A 15,654-nucleotide genomic window follows, 5' to 3' on the forward strand; every position below is an offset into this window, starting at 1 on the left:
TTCCATCGCGCGGGAGATTGCGGCGAGACCGCGGGACCCTCAGCGCTTGATTTCCCACCTCAAGGCTTCCGCATTGCCTTTGGCGAACATCGCCGGGACGTCGAACTTGCCGGTCTTGAGGTCATACCGGCATTTCCAATCCGCCAATCCCTTCACCGCGACGTTCTTCGGATGCTTGTCCATTTCGCCGGACAGCGAGATCAGGAGATAGCGGTTGTTGGGCCAGTCGACGCCGAGCCAGCGATACCCATCTTCGGTGCCCTTCATCAGATTGGCCGAGATGTGGTAGTCGAGCTTCATCTTGCGAGTGTCGGGCCGGCTGTGGAAATAGGTCCAGGCGAGATCGCTGAGCGATGTCTTCGTCGCGTTGACGAAGGCGCCGTTCTCGACATGGTAGAGAAAGAGATCCTGCTCACCCGAGCCGGTCTTCTGCATGCGCACCAGCCATTGCGAGTCGGCCGTGAAACGGAAGCCGGCCGGATAGCCCTGCTCGGGCTTCAGCTCGTGCATCTGTTCGCCGCGTCGCGCCCAGACCTGCCACGTGATGTCGAAATCCTCGCCCTCCTTCATGTACTGCTCGAGCCTGGTGGCGCCGTCGGGCGAGGTGAAGGCGAGATCGGCATCGTCGGTGAGGATGTAACCGGGGGGCGGGCCGGAGGCGGCGAAAGCGGGTGAAGCGGCCAGCGTCAGCGCCAGCGCCAGCGATGGCGCGGCACGGGAAAATACGGTCACGGCAAAAATTCCCTTGAAGAATGCCGCGAGGCGGCCTTGATACTTGGACACCCGCATGGTCGCGCCGGTTCATCCCGCGCGCCTCGGCGGAGGCATAATCCCATCGGCAGTCTTGCTGCGGCAGCCAAATCGGCGCACCTTGCCGGCCTCGGCTGATTTGCCACCCAAGGTCCTTTTCAAATGATCACCGCATCCAAGGCCTTCATCGCCTTCTGTCTGCTCGCGCTGGTCGGCACCGCGCTGGTGATCGGCCCGACCGAGCTGCGCCGCCTGTTGCCGGACGGGACCAAGGTCACCGTCGCTGCCAAGCCGGAGGCCAAGGCCGAGCCCAAGATCGAGGCCAAGGTCGAGCCCAAGCTTGAAGCGAAGGTGGAGTCCAAGCCGGACACGTCCAAGCCCGAATCCAAGCCCGAATCCAAGCCCGAGTCCAAGCCGGGGCTCGAGCCGGAACAGCCGAAGCTCGCCGGCAGCGCGCCGCCTGCTCCCGAGCCGAAGGCGGGCCCGCTGGCCGAGACCCAGAAGCAGGTGGCCGCGCTCGGCGATCTCGTCCCGGTCAAGCCGCCGGCGCCGGCTGCGGACGCCGGCCCCCGTTTCGACGTCGCCCGCGTCGACGAGCACGGCGAGGCGGCGGTGATTGCCGGCCGCGCCACGCCGGGTGCCAGGGTCGAGCTGCTGCGCGACGGCAAGCCGCTCGATAGCGTGGTTGCGGACGCCTCCGGCCAGTTCGTGATGACCCCGCCGCAACTGCCCGCCGGCTCTTACGACCTGACGCTCCGGGCCAAGGCACCGGACGGCACGGTCACCGAATCCGGCCGGACCATGCCGGTGACCATCGCCGCGGCGGCGCCGCCGCCCGCGCGCACGCCACCGGTCGCGAAGCAGGAGACCAAGCAGGCCGAGAAGCCCGACGACAAATCGGATGTCGTCGCCGCCCTGCCGTCGGCCTCGCCGCGCCTGGCCTCGGTGCCCGAGAAGCAAGCGGCCCGGCCGAAACTGATCGGCGCGCCGAAGCCCAAAGCTTTCACGCATGCACCTTTCGCGCATGCGCCGGCGGGCACTGCGGTCGCATCGGCCTCGCCCGCGGAGGCGCTCACCGCCGCACCGGCCGAGGCCGCCGGCGGCAGCCGGATCATCGCCCGCGGCGACAGCCTGTGGGCGCTCAGCCGGCTCGCTTACGGCGACGGCGCCCGCTACGGGGTGATCTTCAAGGCCAACCGCGACAAGATTCACAACCCCAACTTGATCTATCCCGGCCAGACCTTCGTGATGCCGCAAAAGGCGGAGTGACACTGCACCGGCATTGGCCGGCCAGCGTTGCGACGCATTGTCCTGTGTCCGTCTGGAACATTCGGTTCCCTCGCGCGTCATTGAGATGCGACGCATTGCGCACGCGGGAGCGAGGGACGTGATCAAGCCCGTGGTTAGGTCAGCGATCATGCCGGGACGCATGGGATTGGCGCTCGCCGGTGCGACCCTGCTGATTGCGGCCGTGCTGCTGCCTGGTAGGGCTGAGGCGCAGTTCGGCTTGCGCGGCGGTCCGCTCGGAGTTGCGCGTTTCGCCGTCGGCCACGTGATCGGCCTGTCGCGCCTGCGCCATTCCCGCATGGCGGTGCGCAGTGGCCGCTACCGCTCCGCTGCGCTGAGGTCGCAAGACCCGCGCGGGGCCGAGCGCGGCCAGCTATCGAACCCTTACGTGCTGCGTGCGGCCCTCACGGCGCAGGCTGCGCTGGCGGGATGGCAAGGCGGCCGCCGTCCACAGGGTTGGTGGCGTCATCCCGACGGCAGCTACGGCTGGGTCGGCCCGGTGTTCTGGCCGTTCGCGCATGACGATCTCACCAATGCGATCATCTTCGGCGACACCACCAGCCTCTCGCTCTACGGCTACGGCGACATCTATGCCGCGCTGTTCACGCCCTATGCCGCCACCGAGCTGGCCGCCTACACCGTGCCGCAAGGCCGTCGCGCGCGACGAATTCCGGCCGCGGAAACGATGTGCGAGGCCAGCGACACCGGCGGCCTGCCGGTCGAGCGCATCGCGAGCGCCGTTGCACCGAACGAAGCGCAGCGTACCGCGCTCGACGAGCTCTCATCCGCCTGGAATGCCGCGCGCGACACCATCCGCACCGCCTGCCCGGCGCAGGTCCCTGCGAGTGCGGCGGAGCGCCTCGGCCTGATGCGCGAGCGCATCGAGGCCATGATCAAGGCCGTCGACGCCATGGAAGCGCCGCTGTCGAAATTCGTCGGCCTGCTCAATGACGACCAGAAAGCCCGGCTCAACGCCCTCGCGCATGAACGGCGCGCCGCGCTGGCGTCCTACCAGTCCAAAAACGCTGACAGGACCGCGAGCAAGGACGCATCCAGGGACGCGCAGGCGGCCAAGGCCTGCCAGGCGGACTACGATCCTCTTGCTGACGAGAATGCGCAGCGCCAATACGAGCAGCTCGTCCAGCAGCAATGGCCCGCCGCCGACATCGCCGCCACGCTCCACCTCGACGAGGTCGCCCGCGCCCGCTTCGAGGTGCTGCAGGACACCACGCTCCGCACCATGCAGACGCTCAGCGCCTGCCCGACCGAGCCCGCCGCAACCCAGCAGGCCCGCCTCGCCGCCGTGAAGACGCGGCTGCAGGCGATGCTGCAAGCCGTCGGCGCAATCGCCGACGCGCTCGACGATTTCCAGGCGGACTTAAGCGATGAGCAAAAGGCCGGGTTCGAGGCGATCGGGCCGAAGCGGGGGGCGTGAGGGGACGCCAGCTTGGAATGCCATCATCCTATGATATGCAGATAGGGATGCACATCACGGAGAGTGCTGGTGCTGGTTTCCAAATGGGGCAACAGCCTGGCAGCGCGCCTGCCCAAAGCGCTAGTTGATGAACTCGGCCTCAAGGAGGGCGACGAAATCGATGTCGTGGCCGCCCGCAAAGGCACGATCGAAATCGAGACCAAGGAGCAGCGGCGTCGGCGCGCGATCGAGAACATGGAGGCGCGCAACTGGCCGGCCTTGCCCGCCGGCTACAAATTCGATCGGGACGAGGCGAACGAGGGGTGAGCGCGTTCTTTGACAGCGGTGATCTTGGGACCTTCAGCACAGCCGCAGCATCGGCGGGCTTGCGATCGTCAATCCGTTTCTCGGCGTGACTCCGTGAGCGCTCATATCATCGCCAAGTCCGGACTCCTCCGCGAATTCTGCGATCTCACCCACACGCCCAGTCGAACTTCATATCCCTAAAGTCCAGCTGCGCGTTGCCGCCGCCGAAATTGTAGCCGCCGAAATACTCCTCGAACTCGATGTAGAACGGGCTCATCTCCGGCACCGCCTGGCAGGGCCGCATGGTGCCGCCGAGATGGTTGGGGGCGTGATCCCTGGCCCAGTCGTGCAGGCGGAAATTGTCGCGGCCCGGCTTGCCGCCGACATAGTAGTAATAAGGCTGATAGCCGGTCGGCGGATTTTCGCGCACATACTCGTCCTGCGGGCCCTTGCCGGCGTTGGGATCATCAGCGCGCGGCGACAGCGCAATCGCGCGCGTTTCGCCGAGATCGGCGCGCGGCGGGGCGGCAAACATCTTCTTGGCGTAGGCCGGCGCGGCCTCGAAGAAGGCGCTGGCGCCGCCGACATCGAGCCAGCGCGGCCGCTCCACTGTTGCCAGCGCAAGCGGCGCCGGCGGCGCGGCGAATGCGCCGTCATATTCGGCCCGCGTCAGCAGCAGCGCGGCATAGGCGTAGTCGAGAATATCGGTCATGCGCGACAGGCGCGGGTGCGATGGCCGCGCCAGCACCGCCTCGCGAAGCTCGGGATCGTCGGGCGCACCGCCGTCATTGTGATCGGGCGCCGTGGCGAAGAACGACAATGCGACGATGTCATCGCCATGCACCCGATAATCCTCCGGCAGTAGCAGCGTGAACCCGTGCATCAAGGGATAGCCGGTGACGGGATCGAACGGCCATTGCTCGGATGCAATGCCCGGCGGCAGCCCGAACACCCAGCCCTGATCGCGCGCGCGATCCGCGGGCCGGTCCAGCATCTGCAAATCATAGGCACGCGAAGGCAGCGCAAGCGTCACGGGTTCATCTCCCATCGAAATGGCCTCGCCGCTGAGGCGATGGTTGGTCGCAGGGAGGAGGGAAGTGGTTCGTGGGAGGCGTCTGGGGATGCTGCCAATCTGCCGGTGTTTTCGACTGACGGGACAAATCGCGTGGGCTCGCGCAGGGCCTGCCGCAAGTCATTGATTCCGCAACCCCCGCCTACTGTGCATGGGGTTGTTTTCGCACTTTTTGGTTTGGCTACCCCCTTCGCCGCACCGCCGCGGCGTCCACCACGTTCTCCACCTCCTCGCGCCAGCTCAGGATTTCCATCGCCAGCACGGGGTGATTGAAGCCCTTGAGCTGGAGATCGTCGAGGGCGCGGGCCTCCACCCAAGGTTCGACCATGCCATAGACGCGGCGGCTGACCACGATCTGGTTCGGCTTGGCCTCGCTGCAGAGGCGGGAGGCGAGGTTGGTGACGCTGCCGATCGCGGCATATTCCAGCCGCTGCTCGAAGCCGACCTGGCCGAGCGTGGCATAGCCGAGCGCGACGCCGATGCCGAAGCCGAGACTGTGCCCGCGGTTGCGCCAGCGCTCGGTCAAGGGGCCGATGGTGTCGCGCATCTCCACCGCCATCTTCACCGCGCGCTTGGTGTGGTCCTCGAACTGGATCGGCGCGTTGAACAGGATCATCACGCCGTCGCCGGCATATTTGTCGAGCGTGCCTTCGTACTTGAAGATCAGCTGGCCGAGCGCGGCATGATATTCGCGCAGCACGTTCATCGCCTCTTCCGGCTCGGTCGCTTCCGTGAACGCGGTGAAGCCGCGCAGGTCGCAGAACACCACCGTGACCTCGCGGCGCTGGCTGGTCAGCAACCCCTCGGGGCTGTCGGAGGAGGCGATCAGCTGCGCCACCTGCGGCGCCAGGAAACGCTCGAGCTTGCGGATGCGCTCGATCTCGCCGAGCTGGGTCCTGACGCGCTCCTCCAGCGACTTGTTCCAGTCCTTGAGCTGCTCGGTCTGCTCGCGGAGCTTGTCGGCCTGGGCGCGCACCGTCGTGTTCGCCGCCTCCAGCGCGTGGCTCTTGTGGTCGACCTCGGTGAACAGCTGCGCATTGCGCATCGCCAGCACGGCCTGGTTGGCGAAGGTGCGCATCAGGCCGATGATGCTGGGCGCGAACGCGCCGGCGGCGCGGCGCAGCACCACGAGCGAGCCCAGCGTGCCCTGCTGGTCGATCAGCGGCACCACCAGCACCGAGCTGAAGCCGGCCGCGAGCGCGACCTCGCGCAGCGGCTGCTCGGCGGCATCGCCGAGCTCGGCCAGCGCGATCGGCGCGCCGCTGTCGGCGGCATCGCTCAGGATGTTGCCGCCTTGCGCGATGGTGACATGCGCGCCCTCGGCGGATGTGTCGATGCCGTTGGCCTCGACCAGGTTGAAGCGGCGCGCCTCGGCGTCGAAGCCGTAGATCAGCACCGCATCGGCATGGGTGATCTCGATCGCGCGGGCGGCGATGGTCGCGAGCACCGCGTTGAGATCGAGCGAGGAGGCCACCGCGCGGCCGACCTCCTCCAGCACCTTGAGCTCGTGGATCGACTGCGCGAGATCGCGGGTGCGCTCCTCGACCTTGGTCTCCAGGTTCGAATAGGTCTCCTGGATCTGGTCGGCCATGCGGTTGAACTGCCCGGCGAGGTCTTCCAGCTCGTCGGAGGTGTGCACGTCGATGCGATGGCTGAAATCGCCGGCGCCGAGCAGTTGCGCGCCGTCGCGCAACGCCGTGATCGGGATGATCATGCGGCGGGCGAGCAGCGTGCCGGCGAGGATCGCGACCATCAGGCCCATGCCGATCAGAAGCGCGATGCGCACCAGCTGGTCGCGGATCGGCATCAGGGCCTGCGTGGTCGGCTGCTCGAACAGCACGCTCCAGCCGAGCTTCGGCACGAGGCTCGCGGCGCTCATCACCGCATGGCCGTTGAAGTCGGTGCCCGACGTGTCGGCTTCGTGGCCGGGCGCAATCGCGGCCGCCACCTGCGGCAGCTTGGAAAGGTCCGCGCCGATCTCGGGCCCCTTCGATGACGTCGCCAGCACCCGGCCGCGCGGATCGACGACATAGGCGAAGGCGGCCTTGCCGACCTGGGCGTCGGACAGGAAGTCGGAGAGGAAGCCGAGGTCGATCTCGGCCACGGTGACGCCGGCATTGAAGCCGGAATGCGCCACCGAGATCGACATCAGCGGCGTCCGGTCGGCGAACCAGGCCGGCGCGTAGGTGACGCCGCGGGCGACGGCCTCGGTGAAGCGCATGTCGCGGGAGAGGTCGGCATTGCCGCCGGTCGTGGTCGATTGCCGGGAGACGCGCAACACCTCGCGGCCGTCGCCGTTGAGCTGGAACAGCTGGTTGACGACCGAGACCTGGTGCAGCAACGAGGCGTAGTCGGCGCGGCGCTTCTCCAGCGTGTCCTGGCTCGCCCGCGTCACCCAGCTGATCTGGCGGTCGAGCTCGGAAATCGCCTGCTCGATGCGCCGGGCGGCGCCTTGCGCCTTGTCCTCCAGCCCGTCGGTCAGCTGTGTCCGTGTGGCGCGGTAGGAGATCCAGGTCTCCATCGCGCCGTTGACGGCGAGGACGAACACGACGAGGCCGACGAGGGAGACGACATATTTCGCGAACAGGCCCTCGCGCAGAGATCGTGTCTTGTCGTTCGCTCCTGCCATCCCGATCCTCTCGCGCCGCCACAGACGCCGCGCGCTATGGGCCGTACAGGCCCTTCCAAGCCGTTCTACCATAATTCGGACCGAAGGGCCGTCATGCAGCCGGCGGACCGGCCGGTGTGGTTACCTCTGTCACCTGGGCAGGTGGACCGGCAGCGATGGTCGCGGCCCGATCCGTTCGAAGGAGGGAGCTTATCGATTGAACAGCTGCCGCAGCACGTCGTTCATTGGCTGACTGTCCTGCTGCGCCACCGGCGGGTCCTCCAGGGCGGGGGCGGCAGGGGAGGCCTGTGGCGCCGGCGTGGAGGGCGTTGCCGGCAGGCTGCGGCTGCGGCTGGTGCCAGTGCCGCTTCCCGCGCCGCTGGAGAGTCCCTGCTGAATCAGATTGCCGATCGCCTCCCCGAGCGGGCCGCCGAGCAGATTGTTCTGCCCCGGTTGCTGACCTTGCGGATTGGCATTGCCGGTTGCATTGCCGCCGCCCGGCGCGGCGGTGCCACCTAGTCCGAGGCTGCCGAGGATATTGCCGAGCCCGGCTCCGTCGGGGCCGAACAGGCCCTTGCCCATCTCGCGCAGCTTGGCATAGGCGGCGTCCGGATTGTCCAGCATGCCGGCCATGTCAGGGTAGATCCGCGGTTGCGACCAGGAGCCCTGGATCATCACGGGAATGCCGAAGCCGACCGGCTCGTTGGCGCGGCCCTGGCCTTCGGTCGTCATCACGAGCTTCGGCTCGACGCGAAAGCCCATCATCTTGGTGTCGAGGGCGATGGTGCCGGCGCCGGTGACGCGCACCAGCGGCCCGATCAGGTTGAGGTCGGTCGTCACGGCCTGGCCCTTGTCGATGCGGAAGGAGGCCGAGAGCTGCGACAGATCCGTGCTCTGCTCCTGGTTGCTGTTCTGGCTGCTGTTCTGGTTGTCTTGCCAGCCGGAGAGCGTGCCCGTCGTCAGCGAGCGGATCATCTGCGCGACATTGATGCCGCGGATGGCGCCGTCCTGGAAATTGACGAAGGCCGTTCCCTGCATGTTTGCCATCAGCGCGCGCTGGCTGATGCCGGCGCTGCGCAAGGCGAGCTTGGCCTGCAGCTTGCCGTCGATGCGGTCGAACTCGGCCAGGCTCTGGAGCAGCGGCAGCGCGCGCACGCCGACGAGGTCGGAATGCATGGCAAAGCTCGGCGCGCCGGTGGTCGCGTCCAGGATCACCTCGCCCGAGACCTGGCCGCCATAGGCGCCGAGATTGGCCGTGCCGGCCTTGAGCACGCCGCCCGCGAGCTTGGCGTCGAGCGCCAGCGGCGCAATGCGCGCGTCGCCGATCACGGCCTCGCTCGCGGAGATCCGCACCTGCGCATCGACGTAATTGAGCCCGGACACGTCGATCGGCGCATTGCTCCAGGGCTGCCCGGACACGCCCTCCGGCGATTTCGCCAGTGGCATGGTCAGCCGCTGGAAGTCGAGGTCGACCTTGACCAGCGGCTTGCTTGCGATGTCGACCGAAGCCCAGCCGTTGAAGGCGCCGTCGCCGAGCCTGCCGTTCACGCCGTTGATCATCACGACATTGCCGTTGAGCCGCATCTCGGCGTGACCGGTGAGCTGGGACTTCAGGACGCTGGGCATGTCGATGGCGAAATCCACCGGCACCGAGGAGGCCGGTGTGGCCGCCTTGATGTCGAACTTGGTCGGATGCTCGCCGACGCGCGCAGTGCCGGTGATATTGACCTTGCGGTCGCGGTCCATGACCGCGTCGGCGTTGATGGCGCTGATGCGGCTCTCGACACGGTCGCGCAGGCGCGAGAATGCGACTTCGCCGTCGGTGATCCTGATGCGCTCGATGGTGGCGCCGCTGGTGTCGAGCGCGAGCGGCTTCGAAGGCGCGGCTGCATTCGGCAGGCGTTCGCGGAGCAGCGGCTGGTAGAGCACGGGATGGGTGACGACGAGCTCGCTGATCTCAGGCTTGCCCGACCATATGCTGGCGAGCGACATGTCGGCCTGCACGCGGTCGATCGTAAGGCGCGTGATGCCGCTGCGGTCCTTGGGGTCGGCCAGCGTGAGGTCGTTCAGCGTGACGTTCAGCGTCGGCCACAGGCTGATCTTGGTGGTGCCGTCGATCGACAGCCGATAGCCGGTCGCACTCTCGAGGCGCGAGGCGATCGTCGAGGTCAGGAAGCCCGAGGGGATCCCGACCACGAGCAGAAGTGCGATCACGACCATGACGGCGGCCAAAGCCCCGCCGACGAATTTCAATGCTCTCATGTCGACTTTCCAGCGACGGACAATCCGCGTCGAACCGGCAGATCACCCGTCCTTTGCGCCCAGAGTTTATCCCCGGACGGGAAGCGGCTCCAAGCGCGTAAAAATAGTCGGGGGGTGCTGCAAAGTTATGTGACTTATGACACACTTCTCCGGCGCGGTTTTACGCGATCCTGAAGTCGATGGTTTCAAGCGATTTGCCAAGAACGATGATCAGGACGTTCACAAGGACATTGAAATGAGCAAGCAGGCCGAATTTGCGGTCATCCTGAAGATGAACCCGATGTTCGCCGATCTCGGCGCGGACGAGCTCCAGCGGCTGTCCAATCTCTGCCACACCCAGCATTTGGCCAGCGGCGAGGTGCTGTTCCAGAAGGGCGATCCCGGGAACGCGCTGTTCGGCGTGCGCCGCGGCCAGGTCCGCATCGAAACCGGCGCCTCCGACGGCAGCCGGCTGACGCTGAACTTCATGGGGCCGGGCGACCTGTTCGGCGAGGTCGCGGTGCTGGACGGCCAGAACCGCACGGCGGACGCGACCGCGGGCGAAGCCAGCGAATTGTTCGTGCTGCGGCGCGAAGACTTCCTCGGCTTCCTCGAGCGCGAGCCCAAGGTCGCCATCAAGATCATCGCGCTGCTGTGCCAGCGCATTCGCTGGCAGAGCGAGCGCATGGAAGAGTCCATGCTGCAGCCGCTGCCGGTGCGTCTGGCGCGGCGGCTGTGCGCGCTCGCGGCCGATTTCGGCTCCGAGGTCCACATCTCGCAGGAGCAGCTCGGCGTCTTCGTCGGCGCCGCCCGCGAAAGCGTCAACCGCCAGCTCCAGGCCTGGCGCAAGGACGCGATCCTCGATCTCCAGCGCGGCCGGATCCTGCTGCGGAACATGACCAAGCTGACCGCGATCGCGCGGAACGAGTAAGGCTTACGAGCACGCTTCGTAAGGCTACTCCGCCGCTGGACGCGCGACGCTCTTCGGTGCCGATGCCGCGTGGGCCGGTGTTGGCTCGTGATGAGAGGCAACCTCCGCGTCCTCGCTGTGCACGATCAGCCGCTTGGCGAAGCGCCAGATCAGGGCGCCGAAATCGTCCATCACCATGAACATCGCGGGCACGAACACCAGCGACAGGATGGTCGAGAAGATCAGGCCGCCGATCACCGCAAGCGCCATCGGCGAGCGGAACTCGCCGCCGCCGGCGCCGACGGCGAGCGCGCTCGGCATCATGCCCGCGGCCATCGCGATCGTGGTCATCACGATCGGGCGGGCGCGCTTCATGCCGGCGTCGATCATGGCCTCTTCGCGCGGCTTGCCGGCGTGAATCGCTTCGATCGCGAATTCCACCAGCATGATCGCGTTCTTGGTGACGATGCCCATCAGCATCAGGATGCCGATCCACACCGGCGTGGTGAGCTGCTTGCCGGTGACGAGCAGGGCCGCGATCGCGCCGCCGATCGAGAGCGGCAGCGAGAACAGGATGGTGATCGGCTGCAGGAAGGTGCCGAACAGCAGCACCAGCACCGCGTACACCATCATCAGCCCCGCCGTGATGGCGGTCGCAAAACCCTCCGACAATTCGTTCAGGCTTTCGGCATCGCCCGAGGGCGAGACCTTCACGCCCTTCGGCAGGGTCTTCATGACAGGCAGCTCGTAGATCTTCTTGGTGGCGTCGCCGAGCGCGGCGGAGCCGACGAGGTCGGCGGCAACGGTCGCCTGCCGTTCACGATCGTAGCGGCCGATGCTGGTCGGACCCTGGTCGAGCTTGACGTCGGCGATGACCGAGAGCGGTACGCCGCCCTTCTCGCCGCGCTCGCCGAGCGGCACGCGGAGCTGCTCCAGCGTCTTCAGATTGCCGCGGGCGGCATCCTCGAGCTGCACGCGGATCGGCACCAGGCGGTCGCCGACGTCGAACTTGGCGAGCGCCGGCCCGACGTCGCCGATGGTGGCGACACGGATGGTCTGCGACAGGCTTTCGGTGGAGACGCCGAGCCGTGCGGCGAGATCGGCGCGCGGCTCGATGCGCAGCTCGGGGCGCTCCAGCGAGGTCTCGGAGATGACGTTGGCGATGGTGGGAATGCGCTTCATCTGCGTCGCAAGCTCGCTCGCGACGTTGTTGACGATGTTGGGATCGACGCCGGTCACCACCAGCGAGATCGCGCGCAGGCCGTTCTCGTCCAGGAACCAGAAGCGGATATCGGGAACGTTCTCCAGCTCCTGGCTGATCGAGAATTCGAGCTCGCGCTGGGTGATGTCGCGGCTGTCCTTGGGCGTGTAATTGATGATCAGGGCGGCGCGCCGGACTTCCTGGGTGCCCGGCGGAACGCGCCCGCCATCGACGAAGATGCTCTTGACCTCGGGCCGCTTGCGCAGGCGCGCGACGATGTCCTCGGTGACCTTTTCGGTGTAGGCGAGCTGGGTGCCCGGCGGCAGCTCGAGCGCAAGCAGGGATCGCGCGCTGTCCTGGGCCGGCAGGAAGCCCTGCGGCAGCAGCGTGATGCTCCAGATCGAGGCCGCGAAGACCCCGAGGCCGATCAGCACCGTGATGAAATAGTGCCGCACCGACCAGGCGACGATGCCATGATAGGACCGCAGGATGCGGCCGGGCGGCGGCTCCTCATGCGTACTGTGCTTGAGGAAATAGGCGGCCAGCACCGGCGTGACGAAGCGCGCGGCGAGCAGCGAGAAGAACACCTGCACCGAGACGGTGATGCCGAACTGCTTGAAGAACTGTCCGGCAATGCCCGACATGAAGCTCGCCGGCGCGAAGATCGCGATGATGGTCAGCGAGATCGCGATGACGGCGAGGCCGATCTCGTCGGCGGCCTCGAGCGCGGCCCGGTAGGGCGACTTGCCCATGTTCATGTGCCGGACGATGTTCTCGATCTCGACGATGGCGTCGTCGACGAGAATGCCCGTCGAGAGCGTGATGGCGAGGAAGCTGACGAGGTTCAGCGAGAAGCCGAGCAGGTCCATCGCCCAGAACGCCGGGAAGATCGACAGCGGCAGCGAGATCGCGGCGATGATGGTGGCGCGCAGGTCGCGCAGGAACAGCAGCACGATGATGACGGCGAGGATCGCGCCTTCGAACAAGGTCGAGATCGCCGCGTGGTAATTGCCCTTGGTGTATTCCACCGAGGTGTCGATCAGCTTCAGGTCGACCTCGGGATAGGCGGCTTTCAGCGCGTCGATGCGCTTCTGCACGGCCTCGGCGACCTTCACGTCGCTGGCGCCCTTGGAGCGCTTGATGCCGAGCGCGACCACCGGCTCGCCGTTGAAGCGGGCGAAGGTGCGGCGGTCGGCGATGGTGTCGGTGACGGTGCCGAGATCGTCGAGCCGGACCTCGCCGCCGCCGAACAGCGGGATCATGGTGCCGGCGAGATCGCCCAGCGTCTTGGCGCCGGCCAGCGTGCGGATCGCCTGGTCGTTCTTGCCGATCTCGGCGCGGCCGCCGGCGACGTCGACATTGGTGCCGCGCAGGCTCTGGCTGACATTGACCGCGGTCAGGCCCATCGCCTGCAGGCGATCGGGATCCAGCGAGACCAGGATCTCGCGCTCGACACCGCCGATGCGCTCGACCTGGGCGACGCCGCGCACGCCTTGCAGCGCGCGCTTGACCACGTCGTCGACGAAATAGGAGAGCTGCTCCGGCGTCTTGCCGGGCGAGATCGCGGCATAGGTCACGATCGGCAGGCCGATGACGTCGACGCGCTGGATCAGCGGCTCGGTGACGTTCTGCGGCAGGTTGGAGCGCACGCGCGTCACCGCGTCCTTGACGTCGTTGAGCGCGCGGTCGGTGTTGGTCTCGAGCGCGAATTGGATCGTGGTGACCGACAGGCCGTCGGTGATCGAGGAGGTGATGTGCCTGACGCCCTCGACGCCGGAGACGGCGTCTTCAACCGTCTTGGTGACCTGGGATTCGAGCTCGGCCGGCGCTGCGCCGAACTGCGACACCGCCACCGAGATCACGGGAATGTCGGCCGAGGGCAGCCTTGTGATCGCGAGCTTGGTGAAGGACACCCAGCCCAGCACCAGCAGGATGATCGAGAAGACGACCGACGGCAGCGGATGACGGATCGACCATGCCGAGATATTGAGAGCCATCAGCGTACCCGCGTGCGATCGAGTTCATCGGCGAACATGGTCTTGATCTGGTCGCCGTCATGGAGCGAAGAGCCGGCGTCGGCCACGACGATTTCGCCGACCTCGAGCCCTTCCAGGATTTCCGTCGCGCTGTCGGACGACAATCCGACCCGCACCTTGCGTGTCTCGACGATGTTGCCTTTGACGACCTGCACCGTGAGGTGATCGATGGCGGTCTTGGGGATCGAGACGCCGCAGCTTCGCTTGGCGTCGATCGAGGCGCGCGCGAACACGCCGACCTTGAGCGACGGATTGTTGGTGACGCTGATGCGGACCCGCCCGAGCTGCGTGGTGCGGTCGATCTCGGGGGCAACCAGCCGGACCCGCCCGATCAGATCCGGTGCGTCGTCGCGGCTGATGCGCACGGTGGCGCCGGAGGTGAGCTTGGACATGTGCACCGCCGGGACCTGGGCGTCGAGCTCGATCTCGTTGTTGACGGCGATGCGGAACATCGGACCGGCCTGCGGCGAGGCCGGCGCGCCGACGATGGTGCGGACCTCGGTGACGAGGCCGGGCGCGGGCGCCTTCAGCGAGATCGGGCCTTGCGGGCCGGGCCGCTGCGGCTGGCCCGGAATCTGCGGCGGCGCAGTCAGGCGCGCCAGCTCCTGGTTGTCGGCGACGATCGTGCCCTCGGTGACCAGGAGGTCGGTGACCCTGGAGCCTTCCTGGTCGGCCACGACCACCGCCTCGCGGCGCGGCACGAAGAAGCCGGTCACCCGCACCAGATCGGAGAAGCAGGCATTGGTCGACTTCGTCACGATGACGAGCGCCTCGCTTTGCGTCTCCTTCGGCTCGGGACGCTTGCGATGCTCGAACAGATAATAGCCGATGCCGAGCACGACGACGAACGCCACGGTTCCGGCCGGCTTGAGATATTCAGTCAAATTCATCGCCGGATCATCCTGACCTGGCTCACGGCCATCCGCGCGAGGTCCAAACGGAGCGTTTCCCTGAAATGAAGCGGCGTCCCGCAAGGCTGCGGGACGCGCTTTGGAAGCGAGACCTTACACCACATCACGACTTGTCACTGCAAAGGATACGTCGTGCTCACTTCGATGCGGTGGTCTTGTTTTCCATGTTGACGACCTGCACGCGGCGGTTGACCTCCGCCAGCGGCTGGTTCGCGTCCTTGAGCTTGCTCTTGCCGTAGCCGACGGTGACGAGGTCGGTGGCGGAGATGCTGTACTTCTCGACCAGATAGCGCTTGATCGCGTCCGCGCGACGCTCCGAGAGATCCTGGTTGTAGGCTTCGCCGCCGGCGGCGTCGGTGTGGCCCGCGACCACGAAGGTCGAGCCCTTCAGGTCGGTGCTGGTCAACGCGCGGCCGAGCGCCTGCACTGAGGGCATCGACTTGGCGCTGATATTGGCGGAGTTGTAGTCGAACGTGATCTCGAGATCGATGTTCGGCTTGTCCTTGGCGACGGAGGCGATTTCCTCGCGCTCGGTCGACGACAGCGAGCGCGTCGAGCGGCCGCGCACGGATTGCAGCAGCTTGGTCTCCGCGGCGTTCGGCGCGGATTCGGTCTGCGGGCCGATCGAGAGGCCGCGGGTCAGGGGCTTCTTCGGCGCCGGTGCCAGCGCGCGGACGATCTCGTCCTCGGTGACGTTCTTGCTGTTGCCGTCATCGCCCGCATAGGCGGCCGAGGTCGGCAGCGACAGCGTGACGCCGACGGTGATGATGGACAGAATCGCGGTAAGCCCTTTTGCAGCCGATCTCATAGCCAGTCCCTCCTGCGCAGCCAGCTCGCGTGATCTCAAATTCAAGCAACCCACCCCCGAAAAGGCCTGTTGCGGCATCCGCCCATTGGTCTTCCCAGTGCTGTTCAAGG

Annotated in this window: 11 protein-coding genes; 4 read left to right on the forward strand and 7 right to left on the reverse strand. The window is 66.9% G+C overall.

Annotated features, from left to right (window positions below):
* Window positions 1-39 precede the first annotated feature (39 nt).
* Window positions 40-732, reverse strand: a complete 693-nt coding sequence (locus AB7M16_RS20555) for a hypothetical protein (protein ID WP_453947233.1) — start codon at window positions 730-732, stop codon at window positions 40-42.
* Between the two features lie 180 nt (window positions 733-912).
* On the opposite strand from AB7M16_RS20555, the gene AB7M16_RS20560 reads away from it, so the two are divergent.
* The 3 genes from AB7M16_RS20560 to AB7M16_RS20570 all read left to right on the forward strand — a co-directional run bounded on the left by AB7M16_RS20560 (window position 913) and on the right by AB7M16_RS20570 (window position 3,778).
* Window positions 913-2,019, forward strand: a complete 1,107-nt coding sequence (locus AB7M16_RS20560) for a LysM peptidoglycan-binding domain-containing protein (protein WP_453945035.1) — start codon at window positions 913-915, stop codon at window positions 2,017-2,019.
* A 148-nt stretch (window positions 2,020-2,167) separates the two neighbouring features.
* Window positions 2,168-3,472, forward strand: coding sequence for a Spy/CpxP family protein refolding chaperone (locus AB7M16_RS20565; protein WP_453945036.1), 1,305 nt, complete (start codon window positions 2,168-2,170; stop codon window positions 3,470-3,472).
* Between the two features lie 69 nt (window positions 3,473-3,541).
* Window positions 3,542-3,778: an AbrB/MazE/SpoVT family DNA-binding domain-containing protein gene (locus AB7M16_RS20570; protein WP_453945037.1), complete on the forward strand. Its 237-nt coding sequence runs from the start codon at window positions 3,542-3,544 to the stop codon at window positions 3,776-3,778.
* 145 nt (window positions 3,779-3,923) lie between these two features.
* Here AB7M16_RS20570 and AB7M16_RS20575 read toward each other — a convergent pair whose 3' ends face one another.
* The 3 genes from AB7M16_RS20575 to AB7M16_RS20585 form a co-directional block, all read right to left on the reverse strand.
* On the reverse strand, window positions 3,924-4,805 hold the full coding sequence (locus AB7M16_RS20575; RefSeq protein WP_453945038.1) for a hypothetical protein: 882 nt from the start codon (window positions 4,803-4,805) through the stop codon (window positions 3,924-3,926).
* A 205-nt stretch (window positions 4,806-5,010) separates the two neighbouring features.
* Window positions 5,011-7,458 (reverse strand): adenylate/guanylate cyclase domain-containing protein, encoded by a 2,448-nt coding sequence (locus tag AB7M16_RS20580; RefSeq protein WP_453945039.1) that lies wholly within the window; start codon window positions 7,456-7,458, stop codon window positions 5,011-5,013.
* A gap of 189 nt (window positions 7,459-7,647) precedes the next feature.
* The gene (locus tag AB7M16_RS20585) at window positions 7,648-9,699 is read right to left on the reverse strand and encodes an AsmA family protein (RefSeq protein ID WP_453945040.1); all 2,052 of its coding nucleotides are present in this window, start codon (window positions 9,697-9,699) and stop codon (window positions 7,648-7,650) included.
* Window positions 9,700-9,934: 235 nt separating this feature from the next.
* Between AB7M16_RS20585 and AB7M16_RS20590 the strand changes: the two genes are divergently transcribed.
* Window positions 9,935-10,609: a Crp/Fnr family transcriptional regulator gene (locus tag AB7M16_RS20590; RefSeq protein WP_172789300.1), complete on the forward strand. Its 675-nt coding sequence runs from the start codon at window positions 9,935-9,937 to the stop codon at window positions 10,607-10,609.
* A gap of 24 nt (window positions 10,610-10,633) precedes the next feature.
* Here AB7M16_RS20590 and AB7M16_RS20595 read toward each other — a convergent pair whose 3' ends face one another.
* The 3 genes from AB7M16_RS20595 to AB7M16_RS20605 form a co-directional block, all read right to left on the reverse strand.
* Entirely contained in the window at window positions 10,634-13,786 is a 3,153-nt protein-coding gene (locus AB7M16_RS20595) for an efflux RND transporter permease subunit (RefSeq protein ID WP_453945041.1), read from the reverse strand.
* Window positions 13,786-14,715, reverse strand: a complete 930-nt coding sequence (locus AB7M16_RS20600; protein ID WP_172789298.1) for an efflux RND transporter periplasmic adaptor subunit — start codon at window positions 14,713-14,715, stop codon at window positions 13,786-13,788. Before AB7M16_RS20600 ends, AB7M16_RS20595 begins: the two co-directional genes overlap by 1 nt.
* A 157-nt stretch (window positions 14,716-14,872) precedes the next feature.
* On the reverse strand, window positions 14,873-15,544 hold the full coding sequence (locus AB7M16_RS20605; protein ID WP_172789297.1) for an OmpA family protein: 672 nt from the start codon (window positions 15,542-15,544) through the stop codon (window positions 14,873-14,875).
* Window positions 15,545-15,654: the final 110 nt, after the last annotated feature.

This window comes from Bradyrhizobium sp. USDA 372, assembly GCF_053629095.1.